This is a genomic window from Xenorhabdus mauleonii (assembly GCF_900113945.1).
GTDB classification, from domain to species: Bacteria; Pseudomonadota; Gammaproteobacteria; order Enterobacterales; family Enterobacteriaceae; genus Xenorhabdus; species Xenorhabdus mauleonii.
Map to the genome: position 1 here is coordinate 40,568 of NZ_FORG01000015.1, position 15,919 is coordinate 56,486.

The 15,919-nt window shown below is 41.0% G+C and carries 15 protein-coding genes; 6 read left to right on the forward strand and 9 right to left on the reverse strand.

Translation table 11 applies throughout. The annotated features are described in order from the left end of the window. Positions 1 to 3 precede the first annotated feature (3 nt). Positions 4 to 942 carry an ADP-glyceromanno-heptose 6-epimerase gene (rfaD, locus tag BM100_RS14260; RefSeq protein WP_092512078.1) on the reverse strand — a complete coding sequence of 313 codons (939 nt, stop codon included), beginning with the start codon at positions 940 to 942 and terminating at the stop codon, positions 4 to 6. A 470-nt stretch (positions 943 to 1,412) separates the two neighbouring features. On the opposite strand from rfaD, the gene kbl reads away from it, so the two are divergent. After that, positions 1,413 to 2,609, forward strand: a complete 1,197-nt coding sequence (gene kbl / locus BM100_RS14265) for a glycine C-acetyltransferase (RefSeq protein ID WP_092512080.1) — start codon at positions 1,413 to 1,415, stop codon at positions 2,607 to 2,609. A gap of 9 nt (positions 2,610 to 2,618) precedes the next feature. Further along, complete coding sequence (tdh, locus tag BM100_RS14270) at positions 2,619 to 3,647, forward strand: L-threonine 3-dehydrogenase (RefSeq protein WP_092512082.1); 1,029 nt, start codon at positions 2,619 to 2,621, stop codon at positions 3,645 to 3,647. A 25-nt stretch (positions 3,648 to 3,672) separates the two neighbouring features. Here tdh and BM100_RS14275 read toward each other — a convergent pair whose 3' ends face one another. Then, positions 3,673 to 4,713 carry a divergent polysaccharide deacetylase family protein gene (locus tag BM100_RS14275; RefSeq protein ID WP_092512084.1) on the reverse strand — a complete coding sequence of 347 codons (1,041 nt, stop codon included), beginning with the start codon at positions 4,711 to 4,713 and terminating at the stop codon, positions 3,673 to 3,675. 31 nt (positions 4,714 to 4,744) lie between these two features. Then, on the reverse strand, positions 4,745 to 6,058 hold the full coding sequence (gene envC / locus BM100_RS14280) for a murein hydrolase activator EnvC (protein WP_092512086.1): 1,314 nt from the start codon (positions 6,056 to 6,058) through the stop codon (positions 4,745 to 4,747). A gap of 348 nt (positions 6,059 to 6,406) precedes the next feature. On the opposite strand from envC, the gene BM100_RS14285 reads away from it, so the two are divergent. The 4 genes from BM100_RS14285 (at position 6,407) to cysE (ending at position 9,453) form a co-directional block, all read left to right on the forward strand. Then, positions 6,407 to 6,844: a rhodanese-like domain-containing protein gene (locus BM100_RS14285; protein WP_092512088.1), complete on the forward strand. Its 438-nt coding sequence runs from the start codon at positions 6,407 to 6,409 to the stop codon at positions 6,842 to 6,844. 73 nt (positions 6,845 to 6,917) lie between these two features. Further along, positions 6,918 to 7,388, forward strand: coding sequence for a protein-export chaperone SecB (gene secB / locus BM100_RS14290; RefSeq protein ID WP_092512090.1), 471 nt, complete (start codon positions 6,918 to 6,920; stop codon positions 7,386 to 7,388). Then, a complete protein-coding gene (gpsA, locus tag BM100_RS14295) occupies positions 7,388 to 8,407 on the forward strand; it encodes an NAD(P)H-dependent glycerol-3-phosphate dehydrogenase (RefSeq protein WP_092512092.1) in 1,020 nt (339 codons plus the stop codon). Before secB ends, gpsA begins: the two co-directional genes overlap by 1 nt. Before the next feature lie 224 nt (positions 8,408 to 8,631). Continuing rightward, the gene (gene cysE / locus BM100_RS14300) at positions 8,632 to 9,453 is read left to right on the forward strand and encodes a serine O-acetyltransferase (RefSeq protein ID WP_092512094.1); all 822 of its coding nucleotides are present in this window, start codon (positions 8,632 to 8,634) and stop codon (positions 9,451 to 9,453) included. A gap of 76 nt (positions 9,454 to 9,529) precedes the next feature. Here the strand turns inward: cysE and trmL are convergent, their stop codons facing one another. The 6 genes from trmL to BM100_RS14335 form a co-directional block, all read right to left on the reverse strand. After that, positions 9,530 to 10,033 (reverse strand): tRNA (uridine(34)/cytosine(34)/5-carboxymethylaminomethyluridine(34)-2'-O)-methyltransferase TrmL, encoded by a 504-nt coding sequence (gene trmL / locus BM100_RS14305; RefSeq protein ID WP_092512096.1) that lies wholly within the window; start codon positions 10,031 to 10,033, stop codon positions 9,530 to 9,532. Further along, positions 10,027 to 10,722: an NTP transferase domain-containing protein gene (locus BM100_RS14310; RefSeq protein ID WP_092512098.1), complete on the reverse strand. Its 696-nt coding sequence runs from the start codon at positions 10,720 to 10,722 to the stop codon at positions 10,027 to 10,029. Before BM100_RS14310 ends, trmL begins: the two co-directional genes overlap by 7 nt. Continuing rightward, the gene (locus tag BM100_RS14315; RefSeq protein ID WP_244590634.1) at positions 10,719 to 11,675 is read right to left on the reverse strand and encodes a DMT family transporter; all 957 of its coding nucleotides are present in this window, start codon (positions 11,673 to 11,675) and stop codon (positions 10,719 to 10,721) included. The genes BM100_RS14310 and BM100_RS14315 overlap by 4 nt, the downstream gene beginning before the upstream one ends. A 283-nt stretch (positions 11,676 to 11,958) precedes the next feature. Continuing rightward, on the reverse strand, positions 11,959 to 13,500 hold the full coding sequence (locus tag BM100_RS14325) for a phosphoethanolamine transferase (RefSeq protein WP_092512104.1): 1,542 nt from the start codon (positions 13,498 to 13,500) through the stop codon (positions 11,959 to 11,961). A gap of 148 nt (positions 13,501 to 13,648) precedes the next feature. Next, positions 13,649 to 14,770, reverse strand: coding sequence for an ISAs1 family transposase (locus BM100_RS14330; protein WP_092512106.1), 1,122 nt, complete (start codon positions 14,768 to 14,770; stop codon positions 13,649 to 13,651). Between the two features lie 186 nt (positions 14,771 to 14,956). Further along, positions 14,957 to 15,910 carry an NAD-dependent epimerase/dehydratase family protein gene (locus BM100_RS14335; protein ID WP_092512108.1) on the reverse strand — a complete coding sequence of 318 codons (954 nt, stop codon included), beginning with the start codon at positions 15,908 to 15,910 and terminating at the stop codon, positions 14,957 to 14,959. Positions 15,911 to 15,919: the final 9 nt, after the last annotated feature.

A 15,919-nucleotide genomic window follows, 5' to 3' on the forward strand; every position in this document is an offset into this window, starting at 1 on the left:
CGATTAATTATCCTGATTGAGCCATTGCATATATTCAGCGACACCTTCGGCAACAGTCTTGAATGGTTTTTCATAACCGGCAGCCCGAAGTTTTGTCAAATCCGCCTGAGTAAAACCCTGGTAGCGACCTTTTAATTTTTCTGGGAAATCGATGTATTCCAGTGTTGGAGATTTCTCTTTATGGAATTCCGTGACGGCATCTGCAACAGCTTGGAAGGATTCTGCCCGGCCAGTACCACAGTTAAAAATACCGGAAACGCTGTTTTTCCAGAACCACAAGTTAACGGCAGCAACATCACCTACGTAAATAAAATCGCGGCGGAAATTTTCGCTACCAGCAAAGAGCTTTGGATTTTGCCCTTGGTGAATTTGGTTGTTTAAATGATAAGCAACGCTCGCCATGCTGCCTTTATGCCCTTCGCGAGGCCCATACACGTTGAAATAACGGAAACCGCAGATTTGGGAATTCGCGTGAGGCAAAATATCGCGGACATACTGGTCAAACAGGAATTTTGAGTAGCCATAAACATTGAGGGGTTTTTCGTATTGACGTTCTTCAATGAAATTATCACTGCGGCCACCGTAAGTTGCAGCAGAAGAGGCGTACAGGAACGGGATTTCACGCTCAAGGCAATAATGCAGTATGTCTTTGGAATATTGGTAGTTATTGTCCATCATATACTTACCATCCCACTCTGTTGTGGATGAGCAAGCACCTTCATGGAAAATGGCGTCAATGTCACCTAAATCGTCACCTGCAACGATACTGGCGATGAAATCTTCCTTATCCATGTAATCGGTGATGTCCAAATCAACCAAATTGACAAATTTTGTACCGTCTTTCAGGTTATCAACAACCAGAATGTCCTTATAGCCTTCATCATTCAGTGCCTTGACAATATTGCTGCCAATAAACCCTGCGCCACCAGTGACAATAATCATTTGGCTCACCTCTAAATAGTTTGTTCACTTTATACCCTACACCTGTCGTCTTTCAAGTTGCAGCTTTATTGGCGGTACTTATTCACCTCGGCCACTCAGTTATCTGTGCTTCCGGGGGTGACTGAGAAGTTTCTGCCTCTCATCGGAGGCCAGCCTTTGGCTGGGCAAACTCGTTCCCTTGCCGTTGCGTTGCACTTTGAAATTCAATGGGTATATCTATCAAGTAATCGCGCTTCCGGCCGCAATTAGAATCTTATCGGGCATATCTTTGGGGGCGTATAATACCACTTAACCCTACTGACGACAGCTGCTTAAACAGGGGAATATCCTGAAACATTGTCGCATAGCAGTTTCTGAGCCGTGATCAACCTTACAAAGTTGATATTATCTTTCTCGTTGTGTCGTCACTGGCAGGATCTATCAGTAAAATACATCCGCCTTTCACTTTATTAGGTACTCAGGAGAGAAAAATGTCAGCGTCGTTTTACCAGAAAATTAATGAACAGTTAGAGCAAACCCGTTCCGAAGGGTTATTCAAAAGTGAACGTATTATCACTTCTGCCCAGAATGCCAATATTTCTGTTGCTGAGGGTAGCCAAGTCATTAATTTTTGCGCCAACAACTATTTAGGTTTGGCCAATCATCCTGACCTGATCACGGCCGCAAAAGCAGGAATGGATAGCCACGGTTTTGGTATGGCTTCTGTCCGTTTTATCTGTGGTACACAAGACTCCCATAAAGAATTAGAAAATAAGATAGCTGAATTTTTGGGTATGGAAGATGCCATTCTGTATTCTTCATGCTTTGATGCAAACGGCGGTTTGTTTGAAACACTGTTTGGGTCGGAAGATGCCATTATCTCTGATGCCTTGAACCACGCTTCCATCATTGATGGCGTCCGTCTGTGCAAAGCAAAGCGTTATCGTTATGCCAATAACGATATGCAGGAATTAAGAGCGCAGTTGGAGAAGGCAAAAGCTGAGGGTGCGCAAAATATAATGATCGCAACTGATGGCGTATTCTCTATGGACGGCGTAATTGCTGACCTGAAATCCATCTGTGATCTGGCTGATGAATTCGGGGCATTGGTTATGGTTGATGATTCACATGCGGTTGGGTTTGTAGGCAAGAATGGCCGTGGCACACATGAATATTGTGATGTCATGGGACGCGTTGATATTATCACCGGTACACTCGGCAAGGCTTTGGGTGGCGCATCTGGTGGCTACACAGCAGCACGAAAAGAAGTTGTAGAGTGGCTGCGCCAGCGTTCACGTCCTTATTTGTTCTCCAATTCATTGGCTCCTGCCATTGTTTCAGCATCTATTAAGGTACTGGATATGCTGAAAAATGGTGATGATCTGCGTGACCGCCTTTGGAAAAATGCAAATTTATTCCGTGAAAAAATGACTGCGGCAGGCTTTACGTTGGCAGGTGCAGATCATGCCATTATCCCTGTTATGCTGGGGGATGCGAAATTGGCGCAGGAATTCGCGGCTGAATTGCTGAAAGAAGGCATCTATGTGATTGGTTTCTTCTATCCGGTTGTTCCTAAAGGTCAGGCTCGTATCCGAACCCAAATCTCGGCAGCTCACACAGAAGAACAAATTGAACATGTAGTTGCTGCATTTACACGCATTGGCAAGCAACTGAATGTCATTGCCTAAGGTATCCCTATGAAAGCACTGTCAAAATTGAAGTCAGAAGAAGGGATTTGGATGACAGATGTGCCCACACCAGAGCTTGGGCACAATGATGTAATGATTAAAATCCGCAAAACTGCCATTTGCGGGACGGATGTGCATATCTATAACTGGGATGATTGGTCTCAGAAAACGATCCCGGTTCCGATGGTTGTCGGGCATGAATATGTGGGTGAAGTGGTAGCGATTGGCCAGGAAGTGAAAGGATTTAAGATTGGCGATCGTGTATCGGGTGAGGGCCATATTACCTGTGGTCACTGCCGTAACTGCCGAGGTGGGCGTACTCACTTATGCCGCAATACTACTGGTGTTGGTGTGAACCGAGCGGGAGCTTTCGCTGAATATCTGGTGATCCCGGCCTTTAATGCTTTCAAAATTCCTGACAATATTCCAGATGAGTTGGCGGCTATTTTTGATCCGTTCGGTAATGCTGTACATACGGCCTTGTCTTTTGACTTGGTTGGAGAAGATGTTCTGGTCTCCGGCGCTGGCCCTATCGGCATTATGGCAGCAGCAGTATGTAAGCATGTAGGTGCCCGCCATGTTGTGATTACGGATGTCAATGAATATCGCCTCGAATTGGCTCGCAAAATGGGCGTGACCCGTGCTGTGAATGTCAGCAAAGAAAACTTGACTGATGTGATGCATGAATTGGGCATGACGGAAGGCTTTGATGTTGGTCTGGAAATGTCGGGTGCTCCTCCTGCGTTTCGTACATTGCTCAATGCCATGAATCATGGCGGACGCATTGCTTTGTTAGGTATTCCACCTTCAGATATGGCAATAGATTGGAATCAGGTCATTTTCAAGGGGCTATTTATCAAAGGCATCTATGGGCGCGAAATGTTCGAAACATGGTACAAAATGGCTGCCTTGATCCAATCTGGTTTAGATCTGACACCAATTATTACTCACCAATTCTCAATTGATGATTTCCAAGAAGGTTTTGACATCATGCGGTCAGGGCAATCTGGCAAAGTTATTCTGAATTGGGATAAATGAGTCAATTTAATCTGAGATTAGATTGCTAAAAGCCTGAGCAGGCGCCTGTCTTTTTAGTGGCGCCTGTTTTAGCATTTTCGGGTCGGCTATCTGGCTCTGCTTGTCCTGATAGTTTGCCCAAAATGTTTTGAATTTGCTGATTTAAGGTATTTACGATGGCATTATTAGTCAGAGCTTTTGCTGCCATCTTAAGATAATCCAATTGAGTTATCGGCGCTGGCTTTGCTCCCTGAAGCTTTATACATTCAAGAGCGGTCTGTTTATCATTTTTATTTGCCGATTGTTTGTCGTTTTTACTTGTCGGTACTGGGGCGAGTAACATGCCTGGCGTGACTAACTCAACGTCATTGGGTAATGTCGCCAGTGTTTGCTGTAAAGCCCGGATGGTTGTTGGGTGTGGGTGCCCGATGGCAATGGCAAAACCTTGCTTGCGGGCAAGGACTATCGCACGGTTGAGTTGATGCCGTGTTTCAGCTTCAGTTTGGATATTATCTAAAAAAACATTCCGGCGGATCACTGGAACTGATGTGCCTATCGCTGCTTTGGTCGCCTGCGTATTGCCGATAGTCACACTATCCAAAAAATAGAGATGATGATGGGATAACACTTGCATCACTTTCTCCATACCTGCGAGATTAGATGTCATTGCGCTGCCCATGTGGTTATTCATGCCTACAGCATGGGGGACTCTCTGTATGGCATGCTGGATAATACGTTCAATTTCTTCTCGGCTCATGGTGGGAAGCAGAGTGTTTTTTTCTAAAGGCTGCTCACTCAGTGGCGCCATCGGCAGATGGATCAAAATTTCCCGTCCCTGCTGATGCGCTTTTTCTGCCATTTTTCTGCCGTGCGGCGAATCCGGAAGGATGGCGATAGAAACCGCAGCGGGCATTTGCAATATTTTAGTTTCTTCATTCACACGATAGCCAATATCATCAATTACAATGGCTAAACGAGCTGCGTGGGCATTTAGGTTGATAGACAATAAGGTGAAGAATAAAAGTATCCAAAACAACAGCATGAACGGGTTGGCACGCTTTATGGAGCGGTTCTTCATCTTCACCATTAGAATATTCATCCTATCTTTTTCTTGTCCCTTATTTTCCTAGCCATGGCAATGGGTTAACAGCCCGCCCTTGACGGCGAATTTCAAAGTACAGGGAAGGTTGCTGTTGTCCACCACTGTTGCCGACCAATGCAATTGGCTGGCCTGCCCGAACTTGTTGCCCCACTTTGACCAGTGTGCTTTGATTGTAACCGTAAATGCTCATATCGCCTTTACCGTGCTCAATGACGACAACTAAGCCATAGCCTTGTAGCCAGTCTGCCAACAGTACACGTCCATCAGAGATAGCTCTCACTTCTGTGCCTTCAGCAGCAGAAATAACAACTCCTTTCCAGCGCAGTTCGCCTTGTATTGTGTCGCCAAAATTATGAATGACACGGCCGCGTACTGGCCAAACAGCTTGCCCAGCCGGACGCCCAAGTCCCCCTGTTCTGGCCATCAAGGCACGCTCATCTTCTGTTGGTTTGTAACTGGAACCTTTTTGTTTAGCTTGTTTCTGCTTCGCGGCAACTTGAGCGCGAACACGGGCGGCTTCACGAGCTTCCCGCTCAGCACGAGCTTTAGCTTCTCGTTCAGCTTTGGCGATTTTATTCCTCAGGCTGATTTCGTTTTGCCGCAGTTCTGTCAGGCTCTGCTGATCTTTTTTCAGTGAAGATTCCAAAACAGTTAACGTTTTTTGCCTGGCTGTACGCGCAACTTCCATTTGTTGTTTTTGTTGTTTTTGGCTTACAAGTATTTCTTTTTGTTCACTTTGCTTTTGTAGCTGCAATTTTTTTTGCTGATTAAGTTTTATGGTAGTTTGTTGCAGTTTAGCGATAGTTTCTTGCCGGGCCTCATTTAAGTAGCTGTAGTAAGCAAGAATGCGTTCTTTGCGTTGAGTATCTTGCCTATTGAGCAACAATTCTAATCCTTGGTGATTCCCTTGCCGAAATGCTGCATTCAATTGTTTGGCAAGTAATTGCCGCTGTTCTTTTTGTTGCGTTTGCAGCCGTTGGATATTTGAATCCAGTGATGAAACTTCACTTCCCAGCTTGTTCAAACGAGTCTGTGTAGTGTGCAGTGAACGCCCTACTTCTGAGATAATGCCTTCTTGCTCTTTCAATTGACTTAGTAAATTAGTGCGTTGTTTTTGCTGTAGTTTTACGCTTTTTTCTTTCTCGGCAATATCCTGCTGAATATCCTTCAGTTGGTTCTTATTATCTGAAATCTGATTTGCGAAGGTATTTGCACTTAAACTGAAAAAAGCAAACAACAAGGCACAAAGCAGCGATATTCTGCTTTTACTGTGCCACTGATATTGTTTATGCCGACTATTACGGCTCATCAATTCCTTATTTCCAGCCATCTTATTGAATACCTTGCTGCTATATAGCCATATAGTGTTCGATTATTTCATGAGGAATCTCACCTGACCAGAGAACAACCTGTTTTTTATCATTAATATAAGTTTTAGTTAATTTAGTTCATTTATTGTCGAAGATCCTGCTTTGGCCTTAGTGTTGCATGAAATATTTCGATATTGCATTACAACCCTGTGATTGTTGGCAGATTTTTTGTTTTTTCTCGAAACTCTCCGCAAAATCTGCACAAATGTGCATAGTGTTGGTGCTAATTGGCTGTAATTGACGCAACACACAGGTATACTCTGCTACCTTAGATATTTGTTATTAACTAACGGGAGTTGTTGCCCTCCATGCTGCAAGAAATCATGCAATTTATTAGCCGGAACACGATCCTGAGCCTTGCCTGGATTGCATTGCTGGTGGCTGTCATTGTCATGACGGTAAAAAGTGTGTTCTCCAAGAGTAAAGAGATCACCCGTGCACAAGCTATCCATTTTATCAACAAGGAAGATGCTGTCGTCGTGGATTTACGCTCCCGTGACGATTTCCGCAGAGGGCATATCATTGGTTCCGTTAATCTGACGCCATCTGAGATTAAAGACAATAATCTGGGTGAGTTGGAAAAACATAAAAAACAGCCTGTCATTGTTGTGTCAGCGAATGGGATGGAATCGAGAACACCAGCAGAACATCTGGTGCGTTTCGGTTTTGAGCAAGTTTACTCCCTGAAAGAAGGGGTTGCCGGGTGGTCAGGTGAGAACCTGCCGTTGGCCCGAGGCAAAAAATAACGAACTCAGGTGTGAGCAGTATGCTCGCACCATTAAGGTTTAATAAGGACATCTGAAAAAGGTAAATATTATTATGTCAGAGCAAAACACCCCAGAAATGGCTTTCCAGATCCAACGTATTTACACGAAAGACGTTTCTTTTGAAGCACCAAAAGCCCCGCAAATTTTCCAGCAAGAATGGCAGCCGGAAGTGAAATTGGATCTGGATACGGCGTCCAATGAGCTGGTTCAGGGCGTTTATGAAGTTGTTTTGCGTGTTACCGTAACCGCAGCATTAGGGGAAGAAACCGCATTTTTGTGTGAAGTTCAGCAGGCGGGTATTTTCTCCATTGATGGCATTGATGGAACCCAGCTGGCACATTGCTTAGGCGCATACTGCCCGAACATCCTGTTCCCATATGCCCGTGAATGCATCACCAGCCTGGTAGGCCGTGGTACTTTCCCACAACTGAACCTGGCACCTGTTAACTTTGATGCTTTGTTCATGAACTACCTGCAACAGCAGGCTGAATCTCAGCCTAGTGAGGCTGCACAGGAAGCCTAATGAATACTGCTTCTATGACTGTGATCGGTGCCGGCTCATATGGCACCGCTTTAGCGATTACTTTGGCCCGCAATGGATATGACGTTGTTCTTTGGGGACATAATCCAGAACACATAGATTCCTTGCAGCAGGCGCGTTGTAATCAGGCATTTTTGCCGGATGTTTCTTTTCCTGATAGTTTACGGCTTGAGGCTGATTTGGAGAATGCCGTTTCAGCAAGCCGCAATATCCTGATTGTTGTTCCAAGCCATGTTTTCGGTGACGTTTTACAGCAAATAAAGCCGCATTTACAGCATGATAGCCGCATTGTTTGGGCTACTAAAGGGCTAGAGGCAGAGACTGGTCGCCTATTACAAGATGTGGCTCGTGAGATATTAGGTAATGAAATCCCCTTGGCGGTAGTTTCTGGCCCGACATTTGCTAAAGAGCTGGCAGCGGGCTTACCGACAGCAATCGCTGTTTCTGCTACAACTCCTGAGTTTGGTGAGGAGCTTCAGCAACTTTTCCATTGTGGTAAAAGTTTTCGGGTGTACAAAAATCCCGATTTCATTGGAGTACAGCTTGGCGGAGCAATAAAAAATGTTATTGCAATTGGTGCTGGGATCTCTGATGGTATGGGATTCGGGGCGAATGCCCGTACGGCATTGATTACCCGCGGGTTGGCTGAGATGAGCCGCCTCGGTGTGGCGTTGGGTGCTGATCCTTCCACATTTATGGGAATGGCTGGGTTGGGTGACTTAGTTCTGACATGCACAGATAATCAATCTCGTAACCGTCGTTTTGGTATGATGCTGGGGCAGGGCATCAATGTTGATGACGCTCAGCGTGAAATCGGGCAAGTTGTTGAAGGTTATCGCAATACCAAAGAAGTCAGGGCGCTGGCAGAACGTGTAGGTGTTGAAATGCCTATCACAGAGCAGATCTACCAGATACTGTACTGCAATAAAAATGTGATTGAGGCGGCCCAGGCATTACTGGGAAGAGCTACAAGAGATGAAGGTGACGGCTCTGCCCTATGAATTTCAAATTGCATTGAGGCGACATGGGAATGACAAATTCGTCGGGAACGAATTTGCCCAGCCAAAGGCTGGCTTCCGGTGAGAGGCAGGAGCCTCTCATAATCCCCAGAAGCATAGATAACCGTATGTTTATAAAAATGGTGATTGGGGTGAGTGAATACAGCCAATAGAGCTGCAACTTGAAAGGCGACGGGTATCAATCTAAAAAAATGAGAACACAGATTATGTCGCGAGAAGAGCTGAACGAAGTCTGGAACAATATAAAAAACGAGGCAAAGGCTCTGGCAGATTGCGAGCCATTATTAGCCAGTTTTTTTCACGCGACACTACTCAAACATCAAAATCTGGGTAGTGCTTTGAGTTATATGTTGGCAAATAAGTTGGCAACACCGATTATGCCTCCCATCGAGGTCAGGGAAGTTGTTGAAAGCGCGTATTGCAGTGATCCTCAGATGATTGAATCGGCAGCACGTGATATCAAAGCTGTTCGCCTGCGAGACCCTGCAGTAGACAAATACTCAACACCTCTGCTTTATCTTAAAGGTTTCCACGCGCTACAGGCTTATCGCATCGCTCACTGGCTGTGGAAACAAGATCGCCAAGCACTAGCGATTTACCTGCAAAATCAGATTTCAGTTTCATTTGGAGTAGATATTCATCCCGCCGCAAAAATTGGCTGTGGCATCATGCTTGACCATGCAACGGGTATTGTTATTGGTGAAACAGCGGTTGTGGAAAATGATGTTTCTATTCTGCAGTCCGTAACACTTGGCGGTACCGGTAAAGCGGGGGGCGATCGTCACCCGAAAGTGCGTGAAGGGGTAATGATTGGTGCGGGTTCCAAAATCCTCGGAAATATTGAAATTGGTCGGGGAGCCAAAATTGGAGCGGGGTCGGTTGTATTAAGACCCGTTCCACCGCACACCACAGTGGCAGGTGTACCGGCTAGGATTGTCGGAAAACCGGAGAGTGATAAACCATCACTGGACATGGATCAGCATTTTAATGGTGCCAACAATGGATTTGAGAATGGGGATGGGATTTGAAATTCTGTTTTCATCTTGTAATCACCAGATAGAACATTCAGCGCGGGTTAGGCGCTGAATGTGACTAATGTTCAATTTAATCCCGCAATAACGCCCCTGGATAACCCAGTTGCCGCCACGCTTCAAATACAATCACAGAAACAGAATTGGATAAATTCATGCTTCGGCTATCTGGCAGCATAGGAATTCTGATCTTCTGTTCAGGTGGCATATTATCCAGCACATAAGATGGCAAGCCACGAGTTTCTGGGCCAAACATCAGATAATCACCATCACGATAGCTTACATTACTGTGTGCAGGCGTGCCTTTTGTCGTTAAAGCAAACAGCCGTGCGCCAGAAGGGGATTGTGAATTGACGGAACTGAGCCCTTCACTTTCCAAGAATGCGTTGTAGTCATGGTGCTGCTTGATATTGGCAAATTCATGGTAGTCCAACCCTGCGCGGCGGAGGCGCTTGTCATCCCATGTAAAACCTAAAGGTTGGATAAGATGAAGCTGACAGCCTGTGTTGGCGCAGAGGCGAATAATGTTGCCGGTGTTAGGCGGGATTTCTGGTTCGAATAGGACGATGTTTAGCATATTTTCAGTAAGTTATTACAGATATAATTGTAGTTTTCAACAGTATCCATTTCTGCTGCATGTGTTTTGTCTACTAAGTGAGTAGTAACTTCTATTTCGCCAAATAGAGAGATAGGGATATTATCCCAATAAAGCTTACTGTTTTTTAATGTTTCGTCATTGAGATATTTAGGAAGTTCTTTTCTGATGAGTTCACATGCAGAAGCATTCCAGTAGGATATACCGAGGAGGGATGGAGCATTGGCATTACTCACTTGCATGCTTTCAATTATGCCATAGTTATTCAAGATAGGTATCCACTCTTTATCGAGGTTCTCTGGCCTTTCAATAACATAATAAGCACTTTTTTCTAGTGTAACGAAAATATTTTTAAGTAATACTACATCTGCATCTATTACTATAGAATTATTAAAAAATTCAGAAGCGAGATTAAAAGAATATATGCTATTATAATCGGCGTAGTGTTGATTATAAATTAGATTACACTGGTATTTATCTTTCAGATAATTAAACAAATGAGACATGTGCCCAGTGACTACATTTATCTCATTTATTCCAAATTTCTTAATATGTCTTATGGTGTGTTCAATATTAGGTATTCCATTAATTGGAAGTAATGCTTTATGGTTATTGGTTGTTAGCTCGTTGAATCTAGAACCTAAGCCTGCAGCTAAAATTATTGCATTCATTTGATAGCCAATTTAAATTTTTTGATATTGATGGGGTTTACTGCTGTTAAAAATGAGCCTAAAGAAACACCAATGCATATAAGTAATAAATTTATAGATATGGGTTCATCTATAATTATATATGAGAAGACTATTGCCCATGCAGAATAGGTTATATTTAAAGCCATTGCTCTAATAGGAAGTAATCTTTCTATTGCCCGGTAATAAAAAAGATAGGAAATTGTTGAAATTAAAGAAGTTACCAGTAATAGGGTGGTTAATTTTAAGTCTGAGAAAATATAAGTTCCCCCAGGAAAAGAATGAATGAAGACCGCAATAAGGATAAAATAGCCTAGTGAAGATGATGATTGTCTTATAAAATAAGCAATGTCTGAAGGAATATCTTTATTCATGCCGTACGAGCTGATTACTACTTCAGAGCCCCATCCTAATGCACATAAGAAAGCAAAAAGAAAACCAACCCATCCAGATATAGCTTGGGTCGTAGCTGAATAACCTAAAAGAATTGTACAAGTTATAGCTAATACTAAGCCGAGTAATCCTATTTTATGAATTCTATCTTTAAGTAGAAAAAATGATATCAAAGCGCCAATGGCCGGATATAATGCAGAAATAGCTGCGGTGTATCCAACACCAATATATTTTATTGATAAAATGTAAAAAGACATTCCCATTGGGCCACCGAATATGGCAGCTATAGTAATAATAAAATAGTTTTTATTTTTTAAAATAGATAATATATTTTGATGTTTTTTATGATATAGGAGATAGAGCAACATGTATATAAATGAAATTAAATCATTCAGAAATGCAATAATTATAGGAACAAGAAAGTAGGAGGAAAGTGTATTATCTTTTAATAATAAAGCTAAAAGAACACCACTTAATCCCCAGAATAATCCGGAAAAAAATCCGTATAAATTTGACGTTAATTTGGAGTGGCTATTAAGCATGATTTAGTTTGATTTTTTATATTACTTGCATTCACATAATGGCGGGATTGCTGGGCAGCATATCCCACTGACAGTTGATCTTTAGAAGATATGATAATGCACAAAATCCTCATAAAAATCGATTTTTCTGGGGCGTTGCGCTCCCTGATGCTGAGCATCAGGGGCTCATTCTCGACTAATGTCACTGGCATAAATTTTCTCATCCCAGTAGTTTATATGAAAAACTATTCAGGTTTAAAAAGACTCTGAATAGTTTCTAAAACGTCAACACAGCCCCGAGGTATTATTCTGTAATATCCATATCATAGTCATGTATCCCACCATTAAGAACAAATCTTTTTGTTTCAATTAGATTAGGATCAACTAGACTACATCCTTTTCTTATTTTTGTTTGTATTAACGATAAATCCAAACTAGTATCAACAAAACATTCTGTTGTTATTTTTTTATTTTTATTACTTGCTAAATTACCAATCATTTGTGGATATCTTGAGTAATACTCATTATTAAACCAATAAAATTGCCCTATATTGAAATTACCTTTAGTGTTTCCACCATAAAGTGATTTTCCATCATCATAAATGGCTGTGCCATGATCGGAAACAAAAGATAAGTATACTAGGCCATCCTCGTTCTTAAGTACATTGATAAAATCACTTACGTTTTTATCAACTGAGTATAAAATTGAGTTGGCATAGCTGTTCTCCAATTTTTCTTTATCTTTTATTGTAGGATTTGAGTATGTTTCTTTAGTAAATGATGGCTTAAAAATAGAATATTCATCAGGGTAGCGGGTGTGATATAAATAATGGCTACCAACAGTCTTATATACAATTAATTTTTTATTGCTTTTTTCTTTTAAAATTTCTTTTAACGTACTGGTGTTTACATTTGACCGAATATAATGATTTGCTTCATTTGCAATCAGGTTTATTTCATTGTCACCTATATGACTTCTTGATAAATAAGAAACATACCATGTTTCAAAACCAGCCTCTTTATATGCACTTATAAGGGATTTTTCTGGGTATAAACCTGAATCACCCACTGTTTTTCTGGTTAAAATCATCGGTGTTGATATTAATGTATACGCGCCTTGTGATATTGAATTATTGAAAGATATAATTTTTTCTTTGTCTAAGTTAGGAGTGGTATTTTTATGATATCCATTGAAGTGAAGATAGTCACCTCGATGTGTCTCACCTAAAAATATGATGACTGTTTGTTTGTTATTGATGGTTGTTTTAGCATCCCAATAGAATGATTTTTTTTTGGATATAATCTCAGCATTGAATTTTGTTTTGTCAAAATTTTTTATCACTTTATTAACTGCAATATTTATTGGGCTGGAAATAAAAAACATTGTCAATAATAAGGCCGGAGTTACAGTTATAAATAATGGAAGATCATATTTTTGTTTTTTTCCTGGCATAAATATGAATATTGAATTTATTATTATGATAATAACACATAGAATTTCCTCTTTAGAAAAAAACAGGTTGCTATATATTTCATCGGGGTTTGTGTCAATTATTATATTTATTATTTCATTTGGTATCTCGTGAAAATAAAATGAACTCATCCTAAATGTCATGAATTCAACAAATAAGAATGCCAATAAAATAGAACTAATTAGTAATGCGGTTATTTTTTTGGTCTTAGAGAAAAAGCCATACAGTAAAACAAGAATTAAAAACAATTCTTGTAGGTAAAAATATAGTTTATCCTCAAATATCTTTGGTGAAAAAATGGAAAAATAGATCAGGTTAGTTACTGAAATAATTATGTATGTGAGCTTGTATTTATCTAAGGTTCTGTTTTTCATGTCGTTTGGTTTTATTAAAAGGTATAGTGTGGAATAAAATTAATCGTAGTTTACTATACTAATGGTACTTTAAGTTGCATTTATGCTGGGTTAACATAATAAATGCAATGTGCGCCCCGTATAGGCATCAGGGCAACCGCATGAGTGTTTAGTTTTTCATCACTGGACTAAAGCCAGCACTTAGTACTGTCTCTAGCATCGATGTATTCATCATGCATCGCTTTTGTTTTCCGATGATGCTCAACTTAGTGCACTCTGCTCGAAGCATATTCAAGCTCATATGGCGTAAGCAAGACAGGTTCTCTGCACCATGTGCTTTGTATATCTGGCAGGCATCTTCGTTCATGCTCACATCCAGTACCCAATGCATTGATTCTATACCCCAGTACTCTCTCACGGCCTGCGCCGCTTGCTCTGCGCTCAGCTCTTTGGAATTGATATAATATCGATATTCTAAGTTGACCGATTTTCCTTTTTCAAGGCGGTAGTTTTCAACCATCACCATTCGCTTCAAGCCTTTCCAACGAGAGAAGTCACCTTCCAGCTTTGTACTATCAAAAACATAGCATTGGCGAGACTCTATTCGTCCATGTCCCTCTTCAATCGAGAGGCCATCTGCCACCTTGGCTCGACAAGATGAGAAAGCTTTTTCTATCGCTTGACGGAGTTTGCCTTGGTTACTTTTAACCACAAGCAGGTAATCGCCACCCTGGTCAATAATCGCTTTGGCTATCTTGGCTTGGCAGGCCATCGCGTCAATGGTCACCAAGGCTCCCTTGATATCGAGCACCTTTATCAATTCAGGGATCGCTGTTATTTCATTGCTTTTTTGCGCGGTTTTAAGTTGTCCCAACACGAGTCTGTTTGATGAGGCATAAGCACTGATCATATGAATGGTGCTCGTTCTATCCTCTCGGTTGTATGAGCCTCGAAGCGTTTTACCATCTATCGCAATCACTTGACCTTCGGTAAGCGTATGTACCGATGACATCCAATTGACGAAATATTCATGAAATTGTTCAGGGTCAATCGCCGATATGATGCGAGCAATGTTGTCGTCAACGGGAATTCCGTTCAAAAACAGGTCATTGCGCTTAAACCAGTCATGGTGCCCGAGGATATATTCGCGAATATCAAACCACCCCTTTGCGCCCGAGATAACGGCACACAGTGAGCCAAACAAGACTTCAAAGAGGCAATACGTAACCTTAGCCCCTTGGCGTTGGTCACTAATGGTTTGAAAATGCTCTTTGAAGTGGTCAATGTGCATGGTGCTCTCCCGAAAAAGGGAGTATATGATCACAGCTAAATGTGATCGTCAAATCGATCGTTATTTTTGCTAAAAAATGTTCGCGATCTTACCCTGCGTCCTAGGGTACTGTGAGAGATATAATTCATTCATGTTTTTTATTTTTAAATCAATAGAGCGATCAAAGTCTTTGAAAGTGAACTGTATTTATAAATTTTTAAATTCCTTTTTTACTGTATTTGATATACCTTGCTCAAGTGTTACCGGGGGAATAAATCCTATTTTATCTATATTATCAGATCTAAATTGAGTGCGAGCACAGAATTTTTTTATGCGAATACAGCTAATTGGGAATTCTTTTCTAGTGATCTTGGATAAGATATCGAAAAAATATCCACATAAAGCTCCAATAGAATATGGTATATGAATATTAGATTTATTTTTACCTAGAGTCTGACAAATAACATCTGTTAATTCATTCATGGTGAAATCAGGTTTGTCAATATAATTGAAAATATAGCGTCCTGATTTGAAATTGGTTGCAAATTTTAAGAATGCAGCCACATTTTCAACATATGCCATGGATTTTTTATTATTACCTGAACCTATCATTACAAAACGCCCTGAGGCTATTTGTTTGAATAGATTGTAAACGTTACCTCTATTGTTCTCACCAAAGACAACAGTTGGGCGAATTGTTACTAATGTCCTATCAATATTTTCTGATTGCCAAGTATCATATACAATTTCAGCTTCTAATTTAGATTTTCCATAATCATTAAAAGCATGTAAATTGCCATTTTCACTAGTTTCTTGCTCAACAAAGCCATAAACTGCAACAGATGAAGTAAAAATAATATGTTTTATATTTAACTTTTTTGCTGCTTCACATAAATTTTTCGCCCCATCAACATTTACTTTATAATATAAACTTATAGGTCGTACATTATCTTTATGTTCAGCCGCCAAGTTAATAATAATTGAAGCTCCTGCTAGAGGTATCAATAAAGTATTTAGTTTTGTAATATCACCATATTCCCAATACTCAGAAAATATTTCACTTTTTTTTATATCAACAATCTTAAAAGGAATGTTTTCTTTTTTTAACTGAGAAGATAGGCGAGTTCCTATGAATCCAGAACCACCGATGATTACTATCATACTGACTCC

Bases quoted from the DNA above. Each gene is read 5' to 3' on its own strand.
- rfaD (WP_092512078.1), bottom strand. From the start codon at position 942: ATGATTATTGTCACTGGTGGCGCAGGGTTTATTGGCAGCAATATTGTC.
- kbl (WP_092512080.1), top strand. From the start codon at position 1,413: ATGTCAGCGTCGTTTTACCAGAAAATTAATGAACAGTTAGAGCAAACC.
- tdh (WP_092512082.1), top strand. From the start codon at position 2,619: ATGAAAGCACTGTCAAAATTGAAGTCAGAAGAAGGGATTTGGATGACA.
- BM100_RS14275 (WP_092512084.1), bottom strand. From the start codon at position 4,713: ATGGTGAAGATGAAGAACCGCTCCATAAAGCGTGCCAACCCGTTCATG.
- envC (WP_092512086.1), bottom strand. From the start codon at position 6,058: ATGGCTGGAAATAAGGAATTGATGAGCCGTAATAGTCGGCATAAACAA.
- BM100_RS14285 (WP_092512088.1), top strand. From the start codon at position 6,407: ATGCTGCAAGAAATCATGCAATTTATTAGCCGGAACACGATCCTGAGC.
- secB (WP_092512090.1), top strand. From the start codon at position 6,918: ATGTCAGAGCAAAACACCCCAGAAATGGCTTTCCAGATCCAACGTATT.
- gpsA (WP_092512092.1), top strand. From the start codon at position 7,388: ATGAATACTGCTTCTATGACTGTGATCGGTGCCGGCTCATATGGCACC.
- cysE (WP_092512094.1), top strand. From the start codon at position 8,632: ATGTCGCGAGAAGAGCTGAACGAAGTCTGGAACAATATAAAAAACGAG.
- trmL (WP_092512096.1), bottom strand. From the start codon at position 10,033: ATGCTAAACATCGTCCTATTCGAACCAGAAATCCCGCCTAACACCGGC.
- BM100_RS14310 (WP_092512098.1), bottom strand. From the start codon at position 10,722: ATGAATGCAATAATTTTAGCTGCAGGCTTAGGTTCTAGATTCAACGAG.
- BM100_RS14315 (WP_244590634.1), bottom strand. From the start codon at position 11,675: ATGCTTAATAGCCACTCCAAATTAACGTCAAATTTATACGGATTTTTT.
- BM100_RS14325 (WP_092512104.1), bottom strand. From the start codon at position 13,500: ATGAAAAACAGAACCTTAGATAAATACAAGCTCACATACATAATTATT.
- BM100_RS14330 (WP_092512106.1), bottom strand. From the start codon at position 14,770: ATGCACATTGACCACTTCAAAGAGCATTTTCAAACCATTAGTGACCAA.
- BM100_RS14335 (WP_092512108.1), bottom strand. From the start codon at position 15,910: ATGATAGTAATCATCGGTGGTTCTGGATTCATAGGAACTCGCCTATCT.